Origin of the sequence: Chryseobacterium sp. LJ668 (assembly GCF_019613955.1) — a bacterium.
Lineage (GTDB): Bacteria > Bacteroidota > Bacteroidia > Flavobacteriales > Weeksellaceae > Chryseobacterium.
The window spans coordinates 1,706,506-1,733,105 of the sequence record NZ_CP080443.1; the positions used below are offsets into that span (position 1 = coordinate 1,706,506).

Consider the following 26,600-nt stretch of genomic DNA (forward strand, 5'->3'; position numbering starts at 1 on the left):
GCCATGAGTTTACTGCATCCTTATTTTATTATAGCAATTGTCTACATGGTTTTCTTTAGTATTCAAGAAGTATATGGTAGAAAAGTCGAGACGAAATGGCTGTGGTTTTTGGGGATTTATCTGATCATTCTGGCGGGATTTCGTAAGAATGTGGGGCCTGATTACGGTAGTTATGTCAATATATATATATATTCAGACACCAAAGATTACATCAGCATTTTGCTTGCAGCTCTGTCTTTAGAAGGTGGGCAACCTATGGAATTGGAATGGCTTTTTGTATTTATAAATAAGGTTTTGCTGAATGTTTTTAATGCTCCGTTTTATATTTTGACACTGGTGGTGGCAGCAACGGCAATTTTTTTCAAAATACGGTTTATTAATGATAACACTTTTTACCCGTTTACGCTTTTAGCCTTATTATTTATACCTGGTTTCTTTGTGGGAGAATCTGGACAGATCAGACAAAATCTGGGCTCTTTTATTGTCTATTTTGCACTGAGATATATAAAAGAACGAAAACTTTGGTGGTATCTTATATGCGTTTATTTGGCTGGTGGAATTCATAATGTTTGTTATCTGTTTTTACCAATGTATTGGGTTGCAAGAATACCACTGAATAAATTTTGGATGCTTGCATTAATCATAACTTCCATCTTTTTATCTCCATTTGAAGTCTATAAATCTTTTGGTGGTTTTTTAAATAACATTGCAGGTGATAATGTGATCGCGATAGGATTTAATGGTTATATGGACGAGACTTATCAAAGGCTTAATGGAGGGTTTGGGATTCCGGAAGCTATGATGGCTATAGTAACTTTTTTCCTCTTTGCTTTTGATACGAAAATGGTTGAAAAATATCCTTATTATGAATATCATAGAAACTATGCCGTCATAGCAATTTGTTTTTATTTTATTTTTAGAAATAATCCGATTTTCTCTTCCAGATTAGCAGGAACCTTTATGATGTTTGCTTATCTATTGATTCCTAATTCAATGTATGTAGTAAATGACAGAACCAAAAAATTGATTCATGCATTCATTATGCTCCTTGTTATATTTTATTTTATTGTTTTCGCAAGTTTCAAAAATATGAAAGCAGGAAGGTTTACCAGTGAGCTATATCAAAACTATGTTCTTCCTTAAATCATCATCATCATGAGTGAAAAGAAAGACAGAATTTTTGTATTAGACGGATTAAGGGGTTTAGCCATCCTTTTGGTTTTGCTTTTTCACGGGTATTATATATGGACTGATTATTATCCGTATAAAAATTTATATGAAAACAATATTTTGTTTAAATACGGAAGTCTTGGCGTTCAGCTTTTCTTTCTGATCTCAGGTTTTGTAATCCTGATGTCTGTAGAAAGAACAACAACTTTTTTTAAATTTATTAAAAATCGCTGGATGCGTCTTTTTCCAAGTATGTTGATTTGTAGTCTGATCATTTATTGTACAGCAGGCTTTTTTTATGAAAGACCATTTGGTGTACCTGATTTAAAGTCTATTTTACCAGGTATTCTTTTTATTAATAATGGTATTTTAGAAAAAATTTTCAAAACAGACTTTCCCGTTTTAGAATTGTCATTTTGGTCATTGTTTGTAGAAGTGAAATTCTATGTAATTTTTGGATTCTTATACTATACTTTTAATAGAAAAGTTGGTTTAATAGGGATATTTTTGCTTTATCTGACCGCTGTTTTGATGCAGATTCTAATCTTCCACAAGTTTTTCTCTGAAACAGCATGGATGAAAATTTACATTGGATCTTTTATACACTTCGGATGGTTTGTTGTAGGAGCTTTAACCTATATTTATTATCAGAATCGAGAAAAAAAATATTTTTGGCTGATAGTTTTTACTGCAGTAAGCTCGCTTGCTTATACCTATAAATTTCAGGATCTTACAATGTTTACATACCTAGTGATTTTGAATATTATTTTCTTCCTTGCTCTTTTCTCTGAAAAATTTGGAGTTTTATTTAATTCACTATTTTTTAAATTTGTTGGCTTTATAAGCTATCCGTTGTATTTATTGCATGAGAATATGCTGATCTCACTGATTATTAAAATCAACAAAAATTTCCCACAAGTTCCACATTTTTTATTACCTCTCGTTTCTTCTATATGTATCGGGTTATTAGCATATATAACAGCTAAATTCTTAGAACCTTATTTTCAAAGGAGATTAAAAAAAATAATCTGATAGTTCTTATTCCTACTAATTTTTTATTCAACATTATTATCTGCTTGCTGGTATTTTAGGTGGCAGTTTTTGGTATAAGTAATAATACTCTCATAAAAGGCTGCGTTTTAGGCTGTATTTTTTCCATAAAATAATTAAAATTTTAACATATTTTAATATTAATAAAAGTTGATTCTGCGCATACCACATTGTTCACAGATTTTTGTACTTTTGCCCGCATAATACAAAATGAATTATTTATTAATAATGAAATAATTTTCGTTATTTCATTATAGAAATGTTTTATATTTATAGATATTTAAAACAAATGGATTATTGCTTGTTTTAGATCAAATTTGAAACTGTTTGATTAATCGCATTATTAATTATGAAAAGTACAATGAATAAAAATCTATTAGCTTTGCTCTGCTTAGTTTCTTTAAATGTGTATTCTAACAATAAGCTGGAAGCAGAAAGAAATTTTACAGGTACCGTAGATAAAGTCCAGAACCTGATAATAAAGGATACCTTAGTTAAGTCTTCTGATAATATAAATAGTCCGGAAAACAATCAGTTGAGAATAGCAGGAACTCCCGATTGGACAAAAGCCCCGAACAGTTATATCTTTGACCCAGCACAAAATGGGGAAGGGCTATTGATTCCTGTAAAAAAAGCCTATGAGATGTGGCGAAGCTATAAATATTTGGCAAGCGCTGGAACTATAAAAGGAAAAGTAACTGCCGATGTGCTTTGGGAAGATGTTCCGGGACTTATCAAATCAGGCGCCAATTACAATTTAGAAGTGATCGACTCCGGAGAGAACGGGAAAATCAAAGTCATGATCAACAAAGCAAAAAAAGGTAACGCTGTAGTCGCTTTCAGACTCAATGGCGTAATCTTTTGGTCTTGGCATATCTGGGTAACCGATGATCCCACTAATGGATCAACATATAAAAGTTTTACAGCGGTCAGGAGAGAGAGAAATAACGGTGTAATAGAAAATATTCCTGATGCCGACTGGAAGTGGATGGATAGAAATCTAGGAGCCATAACCAATAGCAATACAGGTGGAGAGTGGAACAGGAGTGGTGGATTACTTTATCAATGGGGAAGAAAAGATCCTATCCCGCCTTTGGTTTTAAGAGGGAATGATTTTTACGAAGTTTCAGGATCTATAGGAAAGGTAAGACACAGGAACGCAAAAAATTTCACCAATGCAATTAATTTTGATGTTCTCAGAAAATTTGTCTTGCTTTCTAATGCTACTTTAGATAACAATCTTCAGCTTTCCGTAAAAAATCCGTTAAGCTTAATATATGTCAATAAGGATGATAATTCGGGGCCGGCTTATTATAATAATAATGCGAACCTGATGATCAATTGGTTTGGGAGATCTGCAAATGTAGCTGACAGCAAATTGACAGAGCTCAACCTTTGGTCAGACAATTCAAGAGGATTACTGCCCACTAACTATAATTTTTATAGTAGCAATGCGCCATATCGTGATAAATCGCCGTTTGATCCGTGCCCGAATGGATGGAGAATTCCCTCTATGCTAGTACCGAATCTTGCTTCGGGTGCTTATGTTGACGATATTAGAATCGACTATTCGCCCTTCGGATTGCAGACTACTTTAGGTAAAAATACTTTCGAATCAAACGGATACCATATTATTAAGCCCAATGATTCTGGTGTTCCGGCTTTTATGACTGGTTTTAAATTGTACACAAATGTTGGCTTTGACCTGTCAAATGTAGGGGGCAATAATATGGGAATATTTCCAGGTACAGGACAGTTAGCAATTAATGCACAGGGAGGGCAATACACTGATCAGCATCATGTAGCTTTGTGGACCGCAACATTAACGCGCTTTTTTGATGCAACTCCCGCTGTAAGCGCAAGAGCGCTGTTTATGGTCTCTGATAAATATCAAAATGATATTCCAAATCCAGCGTTGCCAACCATAAAAGGCAGAAATTGGTATATGCCCACAGCAACAGCTAAAACTTCTGATGCAAATGGGTGCAGGTGTATAAAAGATCCTTTATACGTGGTCAATGGATATGATTTTCCAACACAATATTTAAATACAGATACTGAATATACAGAAGGCTTAAATAATCCTAATACCTATCAGGTCGTAAAAAGTGCAACATCTGCAACTGTAGAAATTCCGGTAACAAAAGCTTTTTCAGTTCAGAGTCAATTATTGAATAACCCCTCCATTTTAGATCCTGCAAATTTTAATAATCTTAAAGCAAATGTTTTATGGACAACAAATACAGATTTAATTAGTACGGTTTCTATAACAAATCCTTCTCCGGGTTCGGTTTCTGGTCTTATAAACTCTAAAATTGCAGTTTCATTAAATCCGAATCAGAGTGGAAATGCAGTCGTAACTCTACATAACGGAAGTATCAGCAATCCCGTATATTGGTCATGGCACGTTTGGGTGACAGATACAGCAGTTGGTTCGTATACTTATACTACAGAGCTTCCAAACTCTGTTGCAACAAACTATGTCAACTACATACCTTTAGGTGAAATTTTCAAGACAGAATTTATGGATAGAAATCTGGGTGCTACTGATGCATTTCCAGTGGTTGCAAATCCTCTTGCGCCTACTATCGATGAATATGAGAAAATCAGAGCATCAACAGGGTTACAATATCAGTGGGGTAGGAAAGATCCTATCCCGTCATTTCAATTCGCAGACAACCGTGCACCGTACAATGTATTTTTAGGGAATGCAAATGCAAATGGTGCAGTCGCATATACAACGCTTACCCCGGCGGTTTATAATGATTTGTCAGGGTCATACATCATTCCCTATGATACATATACGAATGGTTCTAACGCAAATATTTTGCCGACTGATAAAACTTCAGATAAAATAGCGAAGGTCTTATCATACTCTGTAAAAAATCCTTTAGCTTATATGATCCCGAGTGCATTGGCACCATACAATACAACTGTTCCAAATTACACCAACGGTACAGACTGGTTGTTAAATGAGCCTAACGCTGCTGCAGACAGATGGGGAAGGGGTGGAAAAAAATCTCCGTTCGATCCTTGCCCGGAAGGTTGGAGGATTCCGGATGTTACTGGCGTGGCCATTATTACCAACTTTGATTATGGTCTTTCTCCGTGGTATAAAAAAGATAAAAAAGCAGCAACAAGTTATAGTGTAATTAATGATTATGTAGGCGTAAGAGTTCAAAATACTACAGCTTCTACTATAGGATATACTTTTAATGATTTGAGTTATCCTGTGGGTAATTATCCTAATTCTGGTTCGCGTGGTATCAGAAGTGTTATCGCTAATCAAAGTGCACAAGGAACTTTTAATACAAATAATTTCCAATATCCAGCGATCTGGACAGCAGCTTTAAATTCAAATTATCTTGGAAGACCCATCAATTTACTTTTCAATGCGTCTTCAAACGCTATGATTGCCTTCCATGATAATAATGATCCTTATTTTGGAATAAACTGCCGTTGTGTGAAAGTTAAATATGACCAAAATGGAAATGAAGAAGGTCCTATTCCCGCACTTCCGGTAACACCTGGTGCGACAGTAAAAGCATCAAATATATTTTCTAAGAAAGAAATAGGAGAGATCAAAAGAGAAAATAAAATTATATTATTCCCAAATCCTGTAAAAGATATATTGTATATTAAAGCAACTGATGCCAAAGATTACTATTATCAAATCTACAACGCATCGGGTCAGATGGTAAAATCAGGTAAATTTGAAAACACTCAGACTGATGTTTCCTCATTGATTTCGGGAATTTATTTGGTGAGAATAAATAATTCTGAAACAGTGGTAAAAATCGTGAAACAATAAACATTCGTGGTTTATTGGTTTATGATTTGATAAAAATAAATATTAATTTACAAGCAGAACAGTGACTATTGTTCTGCTTTTTTTATGTAGATAACTGATCAGAAAAATTCATGACTATTCAATGTATCAAATATATAAAATGATAATATCTATTAGTTTAATGTAAAATGAGCTCTTTTACCTTAATTTTTTCAATAGAATCAATATCACAACAATCAATATTGTATAAAATTGGATGACTGAAAAATTCATCTAATAAAAAAGCTTTACTTTTGCAAAAATTTAGAGAATGTCGAAAAATTTAGTAATCGTCGAGTCTCCGGCAAAAGCAAAAACTATTCAGAAATATTTAGGGAAGGATTTTGAAGTCAAATCGAGCTTCGGGCACATCCGTGATCTTCCAAAAAAGGGAATGGGGATTGACCTTGCCACTTTCAGTCCGGATTACGAAGTTTCCGCCGACAAAAAAAAGCTGGTCACAGAATTAAAATCTGCCGTAAAGAAAGCTGAGATGGTTTGGCTCGCTTCCGATGAAGACCGTGAAGGTGAAGCTATCGCATGGCATTTGGCAGATGAATTAAAATTGAAACCCGAGAACAGAAAAAGAATTGTTTTTCACGAAATCACTAAAAATGCAATTCTAAAAGCAATAGAAAACCCGAGAGATATTGACCAAAACCTAGTAAATGCCCAACAGGCAAGAAGAGTTCTCGACAGGATCGTAGGTTTCGAAATGTCACCGGTACTTTGGAAAAAAGTAAAGCCGGGCCTGTCAGCAGGAAGAGTGCAGTCGGTTGCAGTAAGATTAGTAGTAGAGAGAGAAAAAGAAATCCGCCAGTTTGTACCAAAAGCGACCTTCAAGCTTGACGGTATTTTCTTGAATAAAGCAGGACAGGAGATTGCTTCCAAGCTTAAAAAAGATTTCGAAAAAGAAGCAGATGCAGAAAAATTCTTAGAATTAGCACGAAGCACAGAGTTCAAAGTCTTGAATGTTGAAACTAAGCCCGGAACACGCTCTGCTTCTGCGCCGTTTACCACCTCAACGCTTCAGCAGGAAGCTTCATCAAGATTAGGCTATAATGTTACCAATACGATGCGTTTGGCTCAGAGATTATATGAAGAAGGATTCATTACCTACATGAGAACCGATTCCGTAAATCTTTCACAGGAAGCCATTGACGGTGCTAAAAAGCAAATTACATCAGAGTACGGCGCAGAATATTCTGCACCCAGAAAATATACCACCAAATCATCATCGGCTCAGGAAGCTCACGAGGCGATCCGTCCGACAGATTTTTCTGTAAAATCTATCAGTGATGTTCAGTTGAGTAAATTGTATCAGCTGATTTACAGGAGAACTTTAGCTTCTCAGATGGCGAATGCCAAAATCGAAAAAACGGTTATTGAAATTGGCAATGCAAAGCTTCCGCAGCATTTTGAGGCACAAGGTGAAGTGATCATCTTTGATGGTTTCCTTAAAGCTTATGGAATTGTGAAAACCGAAGAAGACGACGAAGAAAGCAACGAAAAACTATTGCCTAAGGTTACCGTAGGTGAAGTGGTAGACTATAAAAAAATTACCGCTACTGAAAAATTTACCAGACCGAGTGCAAGATATACCGAAGCAGGTTTGGTAAGAAAATTAGAAGAATTGGGAATTGGCCGTCCGTCAACCTATGCACCAACCATTCAGACGATTCAGAATCGTGAGTATGTAGATAAAAGAGAGTTGGAACCGCAGACCCGTGAGGTGGTAAGAATTTCTTTAGCGAAAGATAAAATTAAAAAAGAAGTTCTTGAAGATAAATTCGGGGGCGATAAAAATAAATTTATTCCTACCGATATAGGTGAAGTAGTCAACGATTTTTTAACCAATAATTTCGCAGAAATTCTTGATTATGGTTTTACAGCAAGAGTTGAAGAAAGTTTTGATGAAATTGCCAACGGAGCTCAGAAGTGGAAAGAGATGATGACCGATTTCTACTCAAAATTCCATCCAAGGATTGAAGATGTAGAAGAAAATGCAGATCGTGCCAACGGAGAACGTCTTTTAGGTGTAGATCCAAAGTCAGGAAAGAATATTTATGCAAGAATCGGAAGATTCGGACCAATGATTCAGATTGGCGAGCAGGATGATGAAGAAAAACCGATTTTCGCATCATTAATGGCCGGACAGAATATTGCAACCATCGCTTTGGAAGATGCTTTAGAGTTGTTTAAACTACCATTTGAATTAAAAGATTTTGAAGACCAGTCGGTAACAATTGGTGTCGGAAGATTCGGGCCTTATGTGAAATGGGGTGAAACGTACATCAGTATTCCTAAAGGTGAAGATCCGCTTTCTATAGATCAAAAACGTGCAGAGGAAATTATTGCTGAAAAGAAATTAGCCGATGCACCGATTGCCAACTTCAAAGGAGAGCCAATTACTAAAGGCACCGGAAGATTCGGGCCTTTCATCAAATATCAGAGCATCTTTATCAATGTTCCGAAGCGATATGATTTTGAGAATCTTTCTCAAAGCGACATCAACGAACTGGTAGAAGCTAAATTAGAAAAAGAAGCCAACAGATACATCCAGCAGTGGGAGAAAGAGAAAATTTCTCTTGAAAACGGAAGATGGGGACCTTTCATCAAATTTGGAAAAGGAATGTTCAAAATTCCAAAGAAAAAAGATGACACCAAGTATGAAGCAGATGACCTGAAAGAAGTTTCTCTTGATGAGGTTAAAAAATGGATTACCGCACAGGATCCTAAAGCTTTTGCGGAGAAAAAGAAGACCGCAGCAAAAAAGCCGGCTGCTAAAAAGGCGACGACATCAAAGAAAGCTCCTGCTAAAAAGCCAGTTGCTAAGAAATAAGTCGTTTTAACCTGATATATATAGACCCCTTTTGATGATTTTCAAAAGGGGTTTTGTTTTATAGAATACATGATATAAAATTGTTTATTAATTATAATAAACCTGACTGCGTATTTCACAATGATTGTCTCCGTTGATTTTGCCCTGTACTACATGTATATAAAGACCCGGCGTCACATTCCATAAACCGTTTTGCAAAAAAAAGCCGCCCCCGCCTACTTTAAATAAACTGGTTCCTGTTATCTTAGAACTAGCACAGTTCGTTGAGTGAATAATCTGAATTTGTGGCTGAGTGATTGTGATTTGAGGACTTACCGAAGCACTGGGATTTGCTTGTAAATATGAAGCGCTTATATTAAGTGGTGGTTCTAGCAATTCCTCCATATTAAAAGATTCTGAAATGGTCAAATTATTTAGCATATCATCAGTGATCAGATTTTCGATGTCATCATTCACACTCAGAATGTTTTCTGCATATTGTATAGCTGAATTGTCATCATTCATAGAAAAAGCGTAATATTTTTTAGCGCCTAGATCATTAATGCATTCAACTGTATAATGACTTGGATTCGATCCATGTTTTTCTAAAATTTTGCACGTGTACATATTTTCTGATTTTTGTGGTGTTTAATTTAATTCGATGTTGAGCTTTCGTTATGATAGTTAATTGATGCTTCTGATTGAAATCACAAGATTCTTAGCATCCACATGGAATGGGACAATCAACCCACGAGCATGATCCGTCAACGGAACAAAACTGTGTCTGACATTTTACAGTTCCATGTGCAATTACGCAAAAGCAAGTTCCTGGTCCACAGCATTGTCTGTCTTCCATCTTTGTAATAGTTGCACCTTTTGTTACATGAGTTACTTTTCCCTCATTTAATTCTAACACATTAATAATTTTTTTATTTACCTCTTCACCAGATTCATTTTCGTCCATTTCATAATGGATGATAATGTTTTCATTCTGAGATTTGAAATGTCTCAATTGTGCCTTAACCTCACCAAAAGAAGAAATTCTATTCAGTTCTGTGAAGATTAATTTTTTTTCATCGAAGTTCAGGATGATATACATGTTTTTATATTTAAGTTATGCCAACTTTTAATTCGGGGTTGGCTTGTCGATTATTATTGTTTAATTTAATCCAAAGACATTATTGTCCCTGTGTAAGCGCATACACAGTCTTTCCAAGTTACACAACCATCATAGCAATAAATTATATTTTTGGGTGGATAGACATGGTGTTCTAGTAAAATTTGATAACCTTCGATATCTACACTTTGTCCTTTTGAAAGTATAAATGTATTTTTCCCTGGTTTTTTATTACTTAAATACACAACTAGTATAGTGGGAACATCTTTCCTTACCGAATTTTCGTATGAAATACGATAGCGATGATCCTCAGTTAAATCTACTAATACGGTATTTGGTGTTGGGTATTGAGCAAAATCAATTTTCCAATTTGTAGCTATTGAATTGTGCTTTTTTAAACTTAATGAATCTTTTGTATTAGATGTGCTAATAGATTGACCGTTTGTAAATGTCAGTGTAAAAATGACAGCCAGAAATAAATATTTGTTCATCGTTTATGATTTTATATTAGATTGATACTATAATCTTTATCGTTTAAATTCGTCTATTCAAAAAAACTGATGAGCGAATTATCCTTTCATTCATAACCCCTCAAAAAAATTACGATCCAATCAACTGCATTCAAAACCTGCTTTTAGCATCATTATCCATTGTTTGTGCACCTTTTGGCAATGTTCTGATAAAGTGAATATTTAAAATGTAGTTTAGTTTAGAAGATGAGCCCTAATCATTTTTTTTATAAAAAGTTACTTGCGCTTAGAGGCGATCTCAACAAAACTGCTAATCTATTTCAGAAATTATCAATTTGTCTGAATTTAATTTGTTTATTAATTAAAATTAGTAAATTTAAATATACAATTGTTATATTTTTGTTTAAAATTTTAAATTGTATTTGATTAATAACCAAATGATGTAAACTTAACACTTCTTTAAATTCTAAAATAAATGTCTTTCAGTTTGAATAAAATTCGAAAAAAGCAATATGCTTAAATATCTTAGATTGATAATGGTGTATTTTTCTAAGATCGTTGAAGACAACTTGAAATATAAAAATGAAAACTAGTTGCATGATTTAATCGTATGTTATTTCAAACCATAACTATGCTTCGTTTCATTCTCATCATTATCCTTTTCATTCTTTCACTCGTCAACTTTTTCCCGGTACCAAGCCAGAGCATATGGTATGTCGGGATTGCCGTTCCTGAATTTCCGTGGGTTTTTTTGCTGGTGTCATTGGCTTTATTTCTATGGAGCTTGTATTCCAAAAAATTCAGGAAAGCATCGCTTGTCATCAGTGTTGTTACATTTGCTATTCTCAGTTCGCCAATTGTGCGTGCCTATAATGTGGGAAGCCATTTGAGCGAAGACCTTGAAAATTCGTTTGGAGTGAAACATGCTGACATGAAAGGCTTTTATCAGGAAAAACCTTTCAGTTTTCTCCAAATGTTTACAGGTAATGGCGCAAAAGAGATTCCATTCAAAACATATCATTTTGCAAAACCTTCCGGGGTTGATCTTACTTTGAATTTCACACCTTCAGCAATTCCAGGTGTTCGTCCGTGTCTGATCGTTGTGCATGGTGGTTCTTGGAAACGGGGTGACAACAGTGAAATTGCAGCCGCTAATAATTATTTTGCCAATGCCGGTTATCAGGTGGCAACCATCAATTACAGACTGGCTCCCCGATTTCCCAGTCCGGCTCAGCAAGAAGATCTGCATTCTGCATTCAGATGGATTCGAAGACATGCAAGTGAGTTGAAAATCGATACCACAAATATTGTCCTGATGGGAAGATCTGCAGGTGCGTCCATCGTTTTGACTATGGCGTATACCGGAAAAGAAAATGGGGTAAAAGGTGTTGCTGCTTTTTATGGAGCGATCAATATGCCTTGGAGTTATAAAAATCCCGACAATCCTTTAATTATGGACTCTAGAGAAGTACAGCGAGATTTTCTCGGTGGCACACCAGAAGAAGTTCCTGAAAGATACATTGCAGAATCACCATTGTTTCATATCAATTCAAAGACAACTCCGACATTGCTTGCTCATGGTTGTCTTGATGCTCACGTTTGGCATATCCAAAGTGAAATGATGAAAAAAGAATTAGACAAACATCATGTGAAAAGTTATCTGCTCACTATTCCGTGGGGAACTCATGGTTTTGAATATAACCTAAATGGTCCTGCGGGTCAGTTGTCAATGTATTCGGTTGAGAGATTTTTCTATTCTGTGACGCAGATGAAGAGATGAGAAACTTTTAATTATTCAAGCTCTGATTTGTTTTATTTGAAAAACTTAGGGATCTTGGTTAAGTAGAACGCCTTTGCGAACTTAAAAACAGTTAGTATTTAAAAAAATCTTTGCGGACTTTGCGTTAAAAATAAGCTTTATGAATCAATAAATCAATAAACCCTAAGGCGCAGGACACTCAATTTCTATGCAACGACTAAATTAGCTCAAAATCAAATACAATGAGCCAGTCAAAATACACACGCAGAGATTTTTTACAAACTTCAGCTTTGGGAATCGCAGCGGTGTTTGTCGGCTCGTCATTTACCCGTGCATTTGATTTTTCAGACCAACCTTATTTTAATTTAAAACCTATCGGAAGGTCACTAGAATTGGATGGTTATTACATTTGGTGTTCTTCGCCGATTTGGGGTGAAGACGGTAAAGTACATCTTTTCTACTCACGCTGGAAAAAAGAAAAAGGAATGGGCGGCTGGCTCAACGGTTCTGAAATCTGCCGTGCGGAAGCCAATTCCCCTTTAGAAAAATTTCAGCATAAAGAAGTTATTTTAGCTCCGAGAGGCGGCGAATTTTGGGATGCAACAACCTGTCACAATCCGTTAATTAAAAAAGTGGAAGATCAGTATTATTTGTTCTTTATGGGAAATTCCAATGGAAAGACCAATACCAAAAGAATCGGACTTGCTACTTCAAAAAGTCTTGACGGAGAATGGACAAGACCGGATCAACCGCTACTTCTTCCGGGAAAAGAAGGTTCTTGGGACGATCATTGTACCACAAATCCAGCATTTGTCAAAGGAAACGACGGTAAATATTGGCTGTTTTACAAATCCTGGAACACCGAAGAATATGAAACCCAAAAAGGAGCCGTGCGTGGAAACCGAAAATATGGACTGGCAAAAGCGGATTCTCCGATGGGGCCTTACCAAAAAGTTTCTGAAAATCCGGTAATCGATTTTTCATCATTACCCAACAATGCTCAGTTAGAAGATGCATTTATATGGAAAGAAAACGGAAAATTTCATATGGTTGCCCGTGATATGGGATTTTACAATCATGAATATGGTTTGCATCTAACAACAAAAAACGGACTGCAATGGACAAAACCTGAAATCGCTTATCTGGAAATGAAGCATTACATTCAGGAATCCGAGCCACCTAAACATTTAAAAAGATTCGGAAGGCTTGAACGTCCAATGATTCTGATGAGTAAAGATGGAAAAAGACCTCAATTTTTATTCGGAGCCACGCAGGGTGGTATGTTTGAAACTTCTACGACATTTGTTTTTGAGATTTTGAAATAAATTTAATGATTTTAAAGTTCATTTTCCACGGTTCCATAAAGTATTCCATTGTCTTTAAATAGTTGTTTCATCAGATTATATTTTTGAGAACATTCTTCACCTAATGTTATTTTATTATTATTCGTTCTAAATTTACTACATCCAAAACATAACTCTACAAAACCTATTAGCTTTTCATCAGAACCGACAAATAAAATAGCATTTTGAGGAAAATAGCATTTTGTGCCTTCAAGAATTGTTGGTGTGGCATTATATCCGTAGTTGTATATAAGATCTAATAAGTTGAATTTTTGAATGTTATCTAAAATAATAAACTCTTTAAAATTGCCCAAAACAGTCGAGTCAATTTTTTTGTTAGACAATCCATCAAGAAGTTTCGTCAATTCTTCTCCCAATATTCCAGGTATATGATTTTTGTAAGAAGTGAATATTATTTTTGAAGAAGAATTGAAAGGATATAATGTCGCTAAGTCGTCTAAATTCACTTTATTAATTTTTTTGCAATTGAGTTTGTCAAGTTCTTTATCAAATGAATTTTTCTTAAGTTGAGAAAACAAACTTAAGAAACAAAATAGAAAGAAGAGTAAGAAAGTTTTAAATGTCATTTTGAGTAGAATTTCTGCTAATTTCAAATATATAAAGAATTCCAAAATGGAATAGATTTTCAATTTGAATTTACTTATTAATTTTCAAACCATTAATACTCATTTAATTTTAATATTTTTGAGCATTATTAGCATATTTGAGCATGAATTTTGAAGATTTTATCATTTCACCGAGAAATTTCAGGACAGAAAACTGGCAAATTGGCCATCAGATTACCAAAGAAATAAAAGAAGACAGCATTGTTTTGCTCTTTGTTTCCGATTACAGAGGAGCAAACGGAGAAGCTGAGGTACAGGATTTTACGGCCATCAGAAAAGAATTTTATCAGCTTTCGAAACTTGATTTTGAGATTCCGGTAGTTGATCTGGGAGATTTGGTTTCAGGGAAATCGGTGGAAGATTCACACTATATTCTGCAAGAAGTTTTGTCTGCTTGTCATTCTAAGAGAGCCATTCCGGTGATTATTGGTGGTTCTAATGATTTTGCTTTTTCTTTATTTTCAGGATTAAATTTTCATCAGCAAAACATCAATTATACTCAAATAAGCAATGTTATTTCATTAAAACAGGATGAAAGTATCAACGAGCATACATTTTTAAGCAAAATTTTGGGCTCAAAAAGTTTGTCTGTCAAAAATTATCATCATCTTGGATATCAGAAACATCTGAACGAAGTAGATTCTATAAAACTGATCAGAGAAGTAGAATTTGACATCGTTCGTTTGGCAGAAATGATGAATTCCACGGAAAAAACAGAGCCTTTTTTCAGAAAAGCCGATTTGGTGACAGTAAATTGTGATGCTGTTGAAAGTTTCAACGATGCTTTTTCGATAAATCCACAGGTAAACGGTCTCAACCGCAGGGAAATATGTGCTTATATGAAGGAAATCGGACTGAGTGAAAATCTAAAGTCTGTAGGAATATTTAATTATAATATTTATACTGAAAATCAGCTCAATCATCAGCTTTTAGCACAGATGATCTGGTACCTGATCGAGGGGATCAATATTCAGCACTCACATCCGAGAGAACGGCATTACGAAATGTTTTATGTTTTGATTGAAGACAGGCAATATGCTTTTAAACGTGATACATTCAGCAATCTTTGGTATTTTGGGGATGATGAAAATATAGAAAACTGTATTCCCTGCTCAAGGAGTGATTTTGATGAAGCAAAAAAGGGATGGCTGAGCGCAAGATTTACAAAAAGCTAGGCTATGATAAATACTTCTCCAAAAGTTTCTGTCATTGTTCCGGTATATAACGTAGAAAAATATCTGGCAAAATGTCTCGGCTCTTTGGTGAATCAAACTTTACAAGCTATTGAAATTTTGGTGGTCAATGACGGGAGCACAGATGATTCTGAAAGAATAATTCAGGATTACGCTCAGAAATTTCCTGAGAAAATTAAGGCTTTTAATAAAGAAAACGGTGGATTAAGTGATGCCAGAAATTTTGGAATTGATCAATCAACTGGAGAATATATAGGATTCGTCGACAGTGATGATTATGTTACGGAAAAGATGTTTGAGGAAATGCTGAATTTAGCATTAATACATCAGGCTGAAATAGTGATCTGCAACATTCAGAAAGTTGATGAGTATGGAAATACAATTCAGAGATTGACACAGATCCCCAATATGCCCGAAAAGATTGATCTCCGAAATAATTTTTCGGTGTTTTCTGATCTCAGCTATTTTGCCTGTAATAAATTGTTTAAAAAAGATCTTTTTAGTAGCAAAAGATTCAAAAGAGGGGTTCATTTTGAAGATATTCAGCTGATTCCGCAGCTTTTGTTGAAATGTGAAACTTTAGCACAGACGCAGAATTTTCATTATCAGTATCTTGAACGTACAAATTCAATTTCAAAAACCCATACCGAAAAAGGTCTTGATATTTTATCCGCAGTAGAAGATGTAGAATTTTTTTTTAAAAGTTCTAAATATGCAGAAAAGGAAAAGGAGCTCAAGAGTTTTCAAATTTTGGAGGGTGTTTACAGTTATCTGGCTTATCTTGCTTTTGTAAAAAATGAATCAGTTTTTTACAGAATGTCACATCAACTTGAGGTTTTTATGAAAAAAAGAAACATCAATTTTAAAGATATATTGTTTTACAGTCGTTTTGATAAAAATTATCTTTTATATTTGCCACTGAAAAAAAAGATTTTTTATCTGCTGTTTTTTACAGGACAGAAAAAGCTGATTAGAAAATTAATATAAACACAAGTGAAAAATTCGTTTTCTGATAGAAAGTTATCTGCAAAATGATTTATTAAGACTTTAGGGCAAAATAATGCCTCACAAAGTATTTTAATAGAAAAAAAATGAAGAATTTTGAATTGTTCCTTTATGAATCCGGGATTTCTATTTTTTATGTAAAAGTAGGTCTGGGATTTCTGTTTTCTTTTTTCATTACTTACATCTCAATCCCCACCATCATAAAAATTTCCAGAAGGAAAAATCTGATGGATGAACCCGGGGTAAGAAGTTCACACCTTAGAAAGATACCAAACCTTGGCGGAATTGCCATTTTTTACTCAATCGGAATCTGTACTTCCATTTTAGCTTACGAACTCTTTGATATATATAAATTTTTATTTGCTTCGTTGATTATTCTGCTGTATATAGGCGTGATGGATGATATTGTGGTAATGAGGGCCTATAAAAAACTGGTAGCTCAGATTGTCGTTTCTGCATTAATTGTCATTGGTTCAGATATACGGATAAGAAATCTTTTTGGCATTTTCGCAATTTACGAGATCAACTATCTCATAAGTATCATCATCACTATCGTTACATTTATTATATTGATTAATGCATTTAACCTGATTGATGGTATTGATGGGCTTGCCGGTGGGTACGCATTGATATGCAGTGCTCTCTTTGGGATCAGCTATTATCGTCTGGGCGAATATAATTACCCTTTAGTAATCTTATCTGTGGTAATCATAGGTACTGTTTTAGCTTTTTTATATTATAATTTATCAAATTATAGAGCAACCAAAATATTTATGGGAGATACTGGCTCTATGCTTTTAGGGTTTCTGCTCGCTTTCACATCCATATGTTTTATTGATATTTTTATTGATAAAGAATCCCCAAATATCCCAAGATATCATTTAAAATCGGCACCTGTGATTGCTATGGCGATCCTTATTTTACCTATAGTTGATACCCTGAATGTTATTCTTGTAAGATTATGGAACAAAAAATCTCCTTTTCTGGCAGATAAAAATCACATACATCACAAACTTTTAAAGCTTAATCTTACACACAGAAGATCAAGTTTTTATATTATTGTTTATTACTTATTTATAGTTTCAGTAGCTTATTGTCTGCGGCATACCAATGTCAATCTCCTATTGGTAATTGTTTTATTACTAGGGTTTTTAGGGGCATATCTTCCAGATTTTATATATAGGCAAAAAGATAATAAGTTAAAAAATAATAATTAAATCTCTATTTTTGCAAAACAACATTCAATCACGATGAAAATTTACAAATATTTATTTTTTTTAATCTTACCGTTCTCCCTAACATCCTGCATTACTACTAAAGATGTAAAATATATGCAACCCAGTGAAAGTCTTGTTATTAACGAAGAAGGCTTAATACCTTATAACATTCCGGTTTACAGAATCACCAAAAATGATATGCTGAACCTTAATATTGTAACCACGCCCAAAGGGGATGCTGCGCAGTTTTATTCATCATTAAATACTTCTGGTACAGGAGGCGGAAGCACCATCTCAATGACAGGGGGAACCAGCGGTACAGGAGGTAGCGCTGTAATTTATTTTAACGGACTGAAAGTTGATTCTAAAGGCGATATTAATATTTTTGGCATCGGCTATATCAAAGCAGATGGCAGAACAATAGAAGAAGTAAGTCAGGAAATTCAGGATAAAGTAAACGAAAATTTTCAGGAAGGCAAATCTGAAGTCAGACTTAATATTAACGGAATTACCTACTACATTTTAGGGGATATAGAAACGACAGGACTTACAGGAGAAAAAGTAGCTCACAAAAATACATTGACCCTTACTGAAGCAATTTCTATCAATGGAGGTCTAAACCGAACAATTGACAGGAAAAATATTGTAATTCATAGAAAGCTTCCTGAAGGTATTAAAATTGCCAAAATAGACCTTACCCGCGAGGATGTAATGAACTCTCCCTATTATTATGTGCAAAACGGTGATGAAATATTGCTGACAACCAACAGAAGAAGTTTAAACGGATTCGGAAAAGATCCTATACAGACTCTCATCAGTGGGGTTTCGGTCATTACAACCGCATTATCAATCTATCTACTCCTTAAAAACCTTTAATTATGATCCCAGGAAAAGAAGCTACGGTAGATAAAAGTGTGGCTCAGAAAGAAAGAATAGGTACTTTTGCTTTGTTCGATATTGAGCATTTTTTAAGAAAACTTTTACGAAACTGGTATTGGTTTGTACTGATGTTTTGTGTCGGATATGCGGCTGCTTGGTTTTACGGAAAATACTACGCCCAGAATATTTATTCCTCAAACCTTTCACTTAGTGTTTCTAGCAATACGGCAAGCTATTTTACGCCCAATCAGTCGATTAACTTTATTTGGGGACAGGGGGGTAATCAGGATGGTGTTTATTTAAAAAAGATGCTTTTATCCAGATCACACAATGAATTTCTGGTCCAGGAGCTAAACCTCTTTGTAAACTATAAAACAAAAGGTCTTATTAAATCAACCTATCTTGATAAAGATGATTCGCCCGTATTTCTAGAAATTGATAAAAAGCATCTGCAGCAAGTCAATTATCCTATAACCTTAACGCCGAAAGGTGGTGATTCTTTTGCAGTTTCCTTCCCGGAAGAAGGAGAATCTACTAACGTTTATAACTACGAGTTTGAAGGTTTTCAGACGATCCCGCATTATGCAAAGCCGGCTGGGAAAATTTTAAAAATAAATGAGTGGTATACATCACCAAATTTAAGATTCAGAATAGTTGCCAATCCGGTAGCAACGAGGATAAAACTTGAAAATATCATTGTAAGTTTGAGCACGGTAAATGATGCTGTAAATAGTATTATTTCATCAATAGGAGTTGATTTTGATAAGGAAATCAATAGCATAATGATTATTTCTAAAACAGGTCTGAACCTAAATAGTACCGTTAATTTTCTCAACAAATCTGTAAATGAATTGCAGAAAAAAAGGTTTGAAGATAAGAATACCGTAGATAAAAATACAGAAAAGTATTTGATAGTAAGTTTAAAGGAAATGAGAAAAAAGCTCGATTCGAGTGCTGCCATTCTCAATTACCTGAAGACTTCAGAAAAATTATATGATATTAAAGACAGAGACGAAAAATCTTTAAATAAAATCAAGGAATTAGAATCAAGAAAAGCAGACCTTTTGAGTAAAATGATTTCTCTAAACAGGATCAAAAACTCTGTTGAAACTCAAAACTTTGACAGAATGATTAGTCCCTCAGCTGCCGGTTTTGATGACGGAATGTTTTCTGCATCCGTTTCCGAATTGAAAGCGTTATATCTTAAGAAGAGAGAGCTTGCCTCAATTTACACTCCAAATTCTGAGCCTATCAGGGAAATTAACAGGCTGATTAATGAGGCAAAAATGAATTCGTCTGGCTCGTTGAGAAATATTTATACAGTTTATACAAGCCAGATCAATACAATTGATCAGCAGATTGGTGATGCAAATTCCGAATTATCTACTTATCCTGAGAAGCAAAGAAAATACCTTGATGCTGAAAGGGGTTACAATATGATTGAGGCTACTTATAATAGTTTGCTGAGCCGGCAAAATGAGAGCCAGATGAGATTGGCAACTACGCAGTCTGATATTTCGGTAATCGATCCTGCAAAAAACCTGGGTCAGGGTCCTATCGGTCCGAACGTAAAAAGTACAAAAATGGGTATCATTGCCACTTCACTGGCATTTCCTTTTGCAATTATCTTCCTGGGAGCAGTTTTAGACAGCAGAATCAGAAATATTAAAGAGCTTTTGAATGTAACAAAAATTCCTTTGCTTGGAGTTGTCGGTAACAATCCCAACGATGAAATGCTTACCGTTTTAAATCATCCAAAATCATCTATATCTGAGGCTTTCAGGGGAATCAGAGCGAATGTGAGATTCTTGGCAAATGATGATGATAAAAGTAAAGTATTATTAGTGACATCATCTGTTGGTGGCGAAGGAAAAACGTATGTATCTATCAATCTGGCATCAGTATTAGGCTTAAGCGATAAGAAAACCATATTGCTTGGAATGGATTTAAGAAAACCTAAAATATTTGGTGATTTTAATATTGATAATAAAAACGGTATTTCAAATTACCTTACAGGTGAGGTTTCCATTGATGCAATCATCAATAAAACGACAATTCCTAATCTTGATGTGGCTACATCGGGCCCTATTCCTCCAAATCCATCTGAGCTTTTGATGAGTGATAAAAATATTAAATTCATAGAAGAGCTCAAAACAAGATACGATTTTATTATTATAGATTCTCCGCCTGTAGGATTAGTTGCAGATTCATTTGAATTGATGAAACATTCTGATGCAAATCTGTATGTAGTGCGTCATGAATATACAGAAAAGTACATGCTGAAGATGATTGCCGAGAAATATAATAATGGTGAAATCAAACAACTTGGCTTTGTATATAATGATTATGTTGCTAAACAAGGGTATGGTTACGGTTATGGTTACGGCTATGGCTACGGCTACGGTTATGGCTACGGCTATGGTTACTTCGATGAAGATAAAAATTATAAAGAGCCGTTAATTATCAGGATAAGAAACTTAGTAAAAGCATTTTTAGATAGAAAAAAATAGAGATTTTAAACCCTCAAATCATGAGGGTTTACTGTTTGTAATCAAAATTGAATCTGACTAAAAAAGAATAATTTTGGCACTTTGTCGTTTACTTTATAACAAATTATGTTTTTTTGTTTATTTTTAACGAAACATTAAGGTTATCATTAATATAAAAATGTTTTATATTTGCAAAAATTAATTTTTAAAATAACCATAAATCCATATTCTTCTATGAATAAAAAATTATTGTTTAGCTTCCTTACCCTCTTTAGTATAATGGTAAGTATAAAGGCGCAAAGAAATGAATTGGGAATTCGTCTTGGGATGAGTAATTTAGTTGGGGATATAGGAAATACCAATTATATTCTTCAGCAGCCCTTGGATTTGGACAGAGCTTCAGAATGGGGAGTTCCTTTTTATGGTGGATTATTATATCGATTTAATTTTAATCCTCATCAGACGGTGAGATTAGATTTGGGTTACAATCAGCTGCAATTCAGTGATAAAGCTGCTAAAGAAGAATATAGAAGAAACAGAAACTCATTTGGTAAAAATAATGTGTACGAAGCAAGTGTAGTATTCGAGTACAACTTTTTCCCAGTGAATAACGAGCAGCTAAGTATGTTGAGTCCATACATTTTCGCCGGGATCGGAGGATTAATGTTTGATGCACCAAAAGCTACATTAAATCATGATTTCAGAAGAAATGCTGACGGAGTAGCACAAGCGCCTATCAACGAATTAGATTTTGTGACAACGACCGAGTATACAATGGGTAGAAAAACAGTAGCTCAAATTCCTTTCGGAGTAGGTCTGAAATATAAATTTAACCATGGCTGGGCAATTTTTGCAGAAGCTACATTTAGATATACTTTGACAGATCAGTTAGATCACAGCAAGATATTAGCAGAGGATTTGATTTCAAACTATAATGCAGATATCTTAAATCCTTCTACCGGCGGATCTCTTTTGCAGACAGGAGACTATTTTGCCGTTTCCAAAGAAAGAGAAGCTTCTTTCTTAGGCAGAAGAGCTGTTGGTGATACAGAATCAAGAGATTGGATGAATACCTTTAGTTTAGGATTGACCTATTCTTTCGGAAGACCACCATGTTATTGTGATTAATTAAATTATGTCATCGATTAAAGAAAAAATAAGTTCCGAGAATTTACCGCAGCATGTAGCCATCATTATGGATGGTAACGGAAGATGGGCAAAATCTCGTGGTGAAGAAAGAACGTTTGGTCATAAAAATGCCATTAATGCAGTAAGAAATGCCATTAATGCGTGCAATGAAGTTAACATCCCTTATCTTACACTTTATACATTTTCTTCGGAAAACTGGAAGCGTCCTACTGATGAAGTAAACACATTGATGAGTTTACTTACGGAAACACTGCTTTTGGAGGCAGAAGAGATCTTTAGCAAAGGCTTGAGAATGCATGTGATCGGAAATTTAGAAAAATTACCGGTTTTGGTAAAAGAGCAGCTTTTAAAGGTTGTTGATTTGACAAAAGAAAACACAAAAGGAAATTTGGTTTTGGCGATAAGTTACGGTTCGCAAAACGAAATCCTGAATGCCGTTAAAAACATCAGTTCCGACGTAAAAGAAGGAAAAATTGATATTGAAAGTATTGATGAAAAATTATTTGAAAATTATCTTTATACAAAAGATTTTCCACCTGTAGATTTGTTGATCAGAACCAGTGGCGAAATCAGAGTCAGCAATTTTCTGCTTTGGCAGATTGCATACGCAGAATTACAATTTCTTAATGTTTTGTGGCCGGATTTCACAAAAGATATCTTCTTCCAGTGTATTGTAGATTATCAAAACAAGGAAAGAAGATATGGCCTTACAGGCGAACAGATACAAATCCAGTAAATTTAGAAAAGAAAGATTACGATAAAATGAAGTTTAGACTATTACCCATCATTATGTTTGCCGCTTCTGCACATTTTTATGGACAGGTGACGCCACAAGACAGCACAAAGGTAAACAACACCTCTGTTCTTGCGGAAAATCAAACAGGAACTTACACTCTGAAAGACATTGTTGTTGATGGGGTCAAAAAATATACACCGGCACAGATTTTAAGATTTACAGGCCTCTCAAAAGGAGAAGAAGTAGATATTCCGGGGCAGAAAATCAGTAATGGTATCAAAAAGCTTTGGGATACACAATCTTTCTCTGAAGTAGAGGTATATATCGAAAGCATTGAAGGTAAAACTGTTGTTTTGAAATTTTATCTTGAAGATTTAAAAGATCTGGGTGAAGTAAAATTTACAGGGAAAGGGATCAGTAAATCTAAAAACGAAAAACTCGCCAAGGATAACAACCTGAAACCAGGTACAAAGATTACCCAAAATTTGATCTCGAGCCTGCAAACAAATATTCCGAAGGATTATGTGAAAAAAGGCTTTGCTGATGCCAAAATTACGATCGAAGATAAAGTAAATGCAGGTGATCCTAATCTTGTTGACTGGACGATCAATGTAGAAAAAGGAAAAAAAGTAAAAATCAGCCATATCGAGTTTGAAGGTAATGAAAGCGTTACCGATGCTAAACTTCGTAAAAAAGCTTTCAAAGAAACAAAACAAAAAAGATTTGGAATTGGTGGTATTTTAAAATCTTCAAAATTTATTGAAGAAAAATATCAGGAAGACAAACAAAGTCTGATTAATTATTACAACTCTTTAGGATACAGAGATGCGCAGATCGTTTCAGATTCTGTATGGAGGAATAAGAAAAACAATTACGAAATTAATGTAAAACTGAGTGAAGGTAAAAAATATTACATTGGTGATATTTCTTTTACAGGAAACACGGTATATTCTACAGAATATCTTCAGAGAATCTTGGGATACAAAAAAGGAGATATTTACGATGCTGTAGGATTCAATAAAAAAGTAGGTGAAGACGGAGGTAAAGAAGACGATTCTGATATCAAATCGATCTATATGAATAACGGTTATCTTTTCTCAAATGTGACACCTGTAGAGAAATCCGTAAATGGCGATAACATCAATCTGGAAATCAGAATCAATGAAGGTGAACAGGCAACGTGGAACAGAGTAACATGGGAAGGAAATACAACAACCCATGACCACGTAATTCTGAGAGCTTTAAGAACAAAACCGGGAGAATTATTTAAGAAAACCGAAATCAAAAGAACCTATTTTGATTTAGCAGGGATGTCTTTCTTTGATCCACAACAGATTGGTCAGGATATTAAGCCAAATCAGCAGGATAACACTGTTGATATCAACTGGACGTTGGTTGAAAAAGGTTCTTCTCAGGTTCAGTTGCAGGCAGGTTACGGAGGTAACAGCTTTATCGGAACTTTAGGATTGACTTTTAATAACTTCTCTCTTAGAAATTTCCTGAAATTTAAAGATTTCAGACCCGTTCCTCAAGGTGACGGGCAAACATTGTCAATTCAGGCACAGGCAGGTCAATATTTTCAGAATTATGGAATTTCATTTGTTGAGCCATGGTTATTCGGAACAAAACCAACTGCATTATCTGTAAGTTTAAATAACTCAAGAGTAAATTACAGCCAGTCTAACGGTCCCGATCAGAGATTAAATATTTTCTCGGCAACAGTAGGTTTAAACAGATTGTTGAAATGGCCGGATGATTATTTCTCATTATATACGGGAATTCAATTCCAGAAGTATAACTTTAGTAACTATCCTTTTGAATTTGGAGATACGACAGAATTGTACGGTAATGCCAATAACTTAAGTTTAAATATAGGATTAAGCAGAAACTCTGCAGGTATAGATCCTATTTTCCCTACAATAGGTTCAAATATTGAATTATCAGGTAAATTTACTCCGCCATATTCATTGTTTAGTAACAAAGACTACTCTACAATGTCCCCAACGGATAAATATAAGTGGATGGAATTTTATAAAATCAAATTCAAGGCTGATGTTTATAATGAAGTTGCAGGCAAATTGGTCTTAAGATCTTCTGCTGAAATGGGTTTTATGGATGGGTATAACAAAGAATTGGGAGCTCCGCCATTTGAGAGATTTTATGTAGGGGGTACCGGTCTTTTCGGAGGTAGATTTGATGGTAGAGAATTGATTCCGTTGAGAGGGTATGAAAATGCTTCTACATATGGAGGAACAATTGATGATATCACTCAGAAAGGTGGAGGTACTATTTACAACAGATTTACGTTAGAATTAAGATACCCGATTTCAATGAGTCAAACCGCAAAAATTTATGCTCTAACTTTTGCTGAAGGAGGTAACGTATGGAACTCTTGGGGCAAGTACAATCCTTTCCAGCTGAAACGTTCTGTTGGGGTAGGGGTAAGAGTTTATATGGGTGCATTTGGTTTGATAGGATTTGATTTTGCGTATGGATTTGACAAGACTATACTTGGTACAGAGCCGTCAGGTACAAAGACTCACTTCTTAATGAACCAATCTTTATAAATGATATGAAGAATTTTAAAATACTTTTCACTTCTCTGGCACTATTGCTTTTCAGTTTCAGCAATGCACAAAAAATTGGTGTTGTTGATACCAATTATATTTTAAATATGATGCCTCAGTATAAAGAGGCGGAAGCAAGGCTAAATTCTCAGATAGATACTTGGGAGCAGGAACTTCAAAGCCTGCAGGCTGAATTTGATAAAAAAAGATCAGCTTTCGAGAACGAAAAAGTACTCTTAGTAGGCGATCAGCTGAAACTGAGAGAAAAAGAAGTATTGGATTTAGAAAAGAACATCAAAACCACTACAAGTTTAAGATTCGGCAAAACAGGAGAAATCCACCAGTTGAGAGCCAACTTAGTAGAGCCTTTTCAGGACCAGATCTATGCAGCCATAAGAACGATGGTACAGAAAAATGGTCTGGGCATAGTTCTTGATAAGAGCAACGACATTAATGTAATTTCATTAGAAAAAAGATATGACTATACAGACAAAGTATTAGATATATTACTAAAAGGAACGACAGAGAAGGAAAAAAAATCGAATAAAAAATAGTAGAATTAATTTTTCGGAATTAACTTCTGCGCAAAATTATAATCTAAAAACAAATTAATTATTTATTACCCGTTATGAAAAAATTAAGTGTATTATTTGCAGCAGCGATGATGGTTGTATCTGTAGGTATGGCAAAAGCGCAAAAAATTGCTACTCTGGATGTCGCAGGTATCCTTAATGCAATGCCAGAAAAGAAAAAAGCTGATACAGAATTACAAACTTTTGTAAATGCAAAACAGGCTGAAATTAAGAAAAAAGCTGACGCTGCACAAACGAAGTATGCTCTTTATACCAAAGAAGCTCCTACAAAAACTGAAGCTGAAAACAAAGCAAGAGGTGAAGAAATGCAGAAGATTCAGGAAGAAATGGCTCAGATGGAAGATAAAATGAGAAAAGATGCTACTGCAAAGCAGGATTTACTTTTCGAACCTATCGAAAAAAAACTGATGGAGATTGTAACTAAAGTTGCTAAAGCAAACGGTTACGATTACATTATGGATGCCAACTCTACAGGATTAGTTTACAAAGCAGGTCCTGATGCAACTCCGGCTGTGAAAAAAGAATTAGGTCTTTAATATCTAGATATTAACAAAGATTTATAAAAACTACCATCTCTATTAGAGGTG

Annotated in this window: 20 protein-coding genes; 16 read left to right on the forward strand and 4 right to left on the reverse strand. The window is 34.8% G+C overall.

All coding sequences use genetic code 11. The features are described 5' to 3' along the window. The first annotated feature begins 3 nt into the window (after window positions 1-3). The 4 genes from K0U91_RS08005 (at window position 4) to topA (ending at window position 8,891) form a co-directional block, all read left to right on the forward strand. Window positions 4-1,143: an EpsG family protein gene (locus K0U91_RS08005; RefSeq protein WP_219971729.1), complete on the forward strand. Its 1,140-nt coding sequence runs from the start codon at window positions 4-6 to the stop codon at window positions 1,141-1,143. Window positions 1,144-1,155: 12 nt separating this feature from the next. After that, the gene (locus K0U91_RS08010; protein WP_220179036.1) at window positions 1,156-2,202 is read left to right on the forward strand and encodes an acyltransferase family protein; all 1,047 of its coding nucleotides are present in this window, start codon (window positions 1,156-1,158) and stop codon (window positions 2,200-2,202) included. A gap of 379 nt (window positions 2,203-2,581) precedes the next feature. Next, complete coding sequence (locus K0U91_RS08015; protein ID WP_220571818.1) at window positions 2,582-6,031, forward strand: T9SS type A sorting domain-containing protein; 3,450 nt, start codon at window positions 2,582-2,584, stop codon at window positions 6,029-6,031. 289 nt (window positions 6,032-6,320) lie between these two features. Beyond that, window positions 6,321-8,891, forward strand: a complete 2,571-nt coding sequence (gene topA / locus K0U91_RS08020; RefSeq protein WP_220179038.1) for a type I DNA topoisomerase — start codon at window positions 6,321-6,323, stop codon at window positions 8,889-8,891. A gap of 87 nt (window positions 8,892-8,978) precedes the next feature. Here topA and K0U91_RS08025 read toward each other — a convergent pair whose 3' ends face one another. From K0U91_RS08025 to K0U91_RS08035, 3 genes are all read right to left on the reverse strand, one after another. Beyond that, complete coding sequence (locus K0U91_RS08025; protein ID WP_220179039.1) at window positions 8,979-9,497, reverse strand: hypothetical protein; 519 nt, start codon at window positions 9,495-9,497, stop codon at window positions 8,979-8,981. Window positions 9,498-9,588: 91 nt separating this feature from the next. Further along, window positions 9,589-9,969 (reverse strand): hypothetical protein, encoded by a 381-nt coding sequence (locus tag K0U91_RS08030; RefSeq protein WP_219971734.1) that lies wholly within the window; start codon window positions 9,967-9,969, stop codon window positions 9,589-9,591. 65 nt (window positions 9,970-10,034) lie between these two features. Further along, window positions 10,035-10,478: a hypothetical protein gene (locus tag K0U91_RS08035; protein ID WP_219971735.1), complete on the reverse strand. Its 444-nt coding sequence runs from the start codon at window positions 10,476-10,478 to the stop codon at window positions 10,035-10,037. A 610-nt stretch (window positions 10,479-11,088) separates the two neighbouring features. Between K0U91_RS08035 and K0U91_RS08040 the strand changes: the two genes are divergently transcribed. Both K0U91_RS08040 and K0U91_RS08045 read left to right on the forward strand, forming a co-directional pair. After that, entirely contained in the window at window positions 11,089-12,237 is a 1,149-nt protein-coding gene (locus K0U91_RS08040; RefSeq protein ID WP_220179040.1) for an alpha/beta hydrolase, read from the forward strand. Window positions 12,238-12,458: 221 nt separating this feature from the next. After that, window positions 12,459-13,541 (forward strand): family 43 glycosylhydrolase, encoded by a 1,083-nt coding sequence (locus K0U91_RS08045; RefSeq protein WP_220179041.1) that lies wholly within the window; start codon window positions 12,459-12,461, stop codon window positions 13,539-13,541. An 11-nt stretch (window positions 13,542-13,552) separates the two neighbouring features. On the opposite strand, the gene K0U91_RS08050 is transcribed toward K0U91_RS08045, so the two are convergent. After that, window positions 13,553-14,173, reverse strand: coding sequence for a hypothetical protein (locus K0U91_RS08050; protein ID WP_220179042.1), 621 nt, complete (start codon window positions 14,171-14,173; stop codon window positions 13,553-13,555). A gap of 116 nt (window positions 14,174-14,289) precedes the next feature. On the opposite strand from K0U91_RS08050, the gene K0U91_RS08055 reads away from it, so the two are divergent. From K0U91_RS08055 to K0U91_RS08100, 10 genes are all read left to right on the forward strand, one after another. After that, window positions 14,290-15,360 carry a formimidoylglutamase gene (locus K0U91_RS08055; RefSeq protein WP_219971739.1) on the forward strand — a complete coding sequence of 357 codons (1,071 nt, stop codon included), beginning with the start codon at window positions 14,290-14,292 and terminating at the stop codon, window positions 15,358-15,360. A gap of 3 nt (window positions 15,361-15,363) precedes the next feature. Further along, window positions 15,364-16,365 (forward strand): glycosyltransferase family 2 protein, encoded by a 1,002-nt coding sequence (locus K0U91_RS08060; RefSeq protein WP_220179043.1) that lies wholly within the window; start codon window positions 15,364-15,366, stop codon window positions 16,363-16,365. Window positions 16,366-16,469: 104 nt separating this feature from the next. Then, a complete protein-coding gene (locus tag K0U91_RS08065; protein ID WP_219971741.1) occupies window positions 16,470-17,600 on the forward strand; it encodes a glycosyltransferase family 4 protein in 1,131 nt (376 codons plus the stop codon). A 33-nt stretch (window positions 17,601-17,633) separates the two neighbouring features. Further along, the gene (locus K0U91_RS08070; protein ID WP_219971742.1) at window positions 17,634-18,476 is read left to right on the forward strand and encodes a polysaccharide biosynthesis/export family protein; all 843 of its coding nucleotides are present in this window, start codon (window positions 17,634-17,636) and stop codon (window positions 18,474-18,476) included. A 2-nt stretch (window positions 18,477-18,478) separates the two neighbouring features. After that, window positions 18,479-20,989, forward strand: coding sequence for an exopolysaccharide transport family protein (locus K0U91_RS08075; RefSeq protein WP_220179044.1), 2,511 nt, complete (start codon window positions 18,479-18,481; stop codon window positions 20,987-20,989). Between the two features lie 258 nt (window positions 20,990-21,247). Then, window positions 21,248-22,096 carry a type IX secretion system protein PorG gene (gene porG, locus K0U91_RS08080; protein ID WP_259429325.1) on the forward strand — a complete coding sequence of 283 codons (849 nt, stop codon included), beginning with the start codon at window positions 21,248-21,250 and terminating at the stop codon, window positions 22,094-22,096. Between the two features lie 7 nt (window positions 22,097-22,103). Further along, window positions 22,104-22,853: a polyprenyl diphosphate synthase gene (gene uppS / locus K0U91_RS08085; RefSeq protein ID WP_219971747.1), complete on the forward strand. Its 750-nt coding sequence runs from the start codon at window positions 22,104-22,106 to the stop codon at window positions 22,851-22,853. A 26-nt stretch (window positions 22,854-22,879) separates the two neighbouring features. Then, a complete protein-coding gene (gene bamA, locus K0U91_RS08090) occupies window positions 22,880-25,420 on the forward strand; it encodes an outer membrane protein assembly factor BamA (RefSeq protein ID WP_220179045.1) in 2,541 nt (846 codons plus the stop codon). A gap of 5 nt (window positions 25,421-25,425) precedes the next feature. Beyond that, window positions 25,426-25,974 (forward strand): OmpH family outer membrane protein, encoded by a 549-nt coding sequence (locus K0U91_RS08095; protein WP_219971750.1) that lies wholly within the window; start codon window positions 25,426-25,428, stop codon window positions 25,972-25,974. 74 nt (window positions 25,975-26,048) lie between these two features. Further along, the gene (locus K0U91_RS08100; RefSeq protein ID WP_219971751.1) at window positions 26,049-26,549 is read left to right on the forward strand and encodes an OmpH family outer membrane protein; all 501 of its coding nucleotides are present in this window, start codon (window positions 26,049-26,051) and stop codon (window positions 26,547-26,549) included. The last annotated feature ends 51 nt before the right edge of the window (window positions 26,550-26,600 follow it).

Excerpts from the sequence above, each read along its gene's own strand:
- topA (WP_220179038.1), top strand. The coding sequence starts at position 6,321 with ATGTCGAAAAATTTAGTAATCGTCGAGTCTCCGGCAAAAGCAAAAACT.
- uppS (WP_219971747.1), top strand. The coding sequence starts at position 22,104 with ATGTCATCGATTAAAGAAAAAATAAGTTCCGAGAATTTACCGCAGCAT.
- K0U91_RS08040 (WP_220179040.1), top strand. The coding sequence starts at position 11,089 with ATGCTTCGTTTCATTCTCATCATTATCCTTTTCATTCTTTCACTCGTC.
- K0U91_RS08095 (WP_219971750.1), top strand. The coding sequence starts at position 25,426 with ATGAAGAATTTTAAAATACTTTTCACTTCTCTGGCACTATTGCTTTTC.
- K0U91_RS08005 (WP_219971729.1), top strand. The coding sequence starts at position 4 with ATGAGTTTACTGCATCCTTATTTTATTATAGCAATTGTCTACATGGTT.
- K0U91_RS08015 (WP_220571818.1), top strand. The coding sequence starts at position 2,582 with ATGAATAAAAATCTATTAGCTTTGCTCTGCTTAGTTTCTTTAAATGTG.
- K0U91_RS08065 (WP_219971741.1), top strand. The coding sequence starts at position 16,470 with ATGAAGAATTTTGAATTGTTCCTTTATGAATCCGGGATTTCTATTTTT.
- K0U91_RS08055 (WP_219971739.1), top strand. The coding sequence starts at position 14,290 with ATGAATTTTGAAGATTTTATCATTTCACCGAGAAATTTCAGGACAGAA.
- K0U91_RS08070 (WP_219971742.1), top strand. The coding sequence starts at position 17,634 with ATGAAAATTTACAAATATTTATTTTTTTTAATCTTACCGTTCTCCCTA.
- K0U91_RS08045 (WP_220179041.1), top strand. The coding sequence starts at position 12,459 with ATGAGCCAGTCAAAATACACACGCAGAGATTTTTTACAAACTTCAGCT.
- K0U91_RS08060 (WP_220179043.1), top strand. The coding sequence starts at position 15,364 with ATGATAAATACTTCTCCAAAAGTTTCTGTCATTGTTCCGGTATATAAC.
- porG (WP_259429325.1), top strand. The coding sequence starts at position 21,248 with ATGGTAAGTATAAAGGCGCAAAGAAATGAATTGGGAATTCGTCTTGGG.
- K0U91_RS08025 (WP_220179039.1), bottom strand. The coding sequence starts at position 9,497 with ATGTACACGTGCAAAATTTTAGAAAAACATGGATCGAATCCAAGTCAT.
- K0U91_RS08010 (WP_220179036.1), top strand. The coding sequence starts at position 1,156 with ATGAGTGAAAAGAAAGACAGAATTTTTGTATTAGACGGATTAAGGGGT.
- K0U91_RS08035 (WP_219971735.1), bottom strand. The coding sequence starts at position 10,478 with ATGAACAAATATTTATTTCTGGCTGTCATTTTTACACTGACATTTACA.
- K0U91_RS08030 (WP_219971734.1), bottom strand. The coding sequence starts at position 9,969 with ATGTATATCATCCTGAACTTCGATGAAAAAAAATTAATCTTCACAGAA.
- bamA (WP_220179045.1), top strand. The coding sequence starts at position 22,880 with ATGAAGTTTAGACTATTACCCATCATTATGTTTGCCGCTTCTGCACAT.
- K0U91_RS08075 (WP_220179044.1), top strand. The coding sequence starts at position 18,479 with ATGATCCCAGGAAAAGAAGCTACGGTAGATAAAAGTGTGGCTCAGAAA.
- K0U91_RS08100 (WP_219971751.1), top strand. The coding sequence starts at position 26,049 with ATGAAAAAATTAAGTGTATTATTTGCAGCAGCGATGATGGTTGTATCT.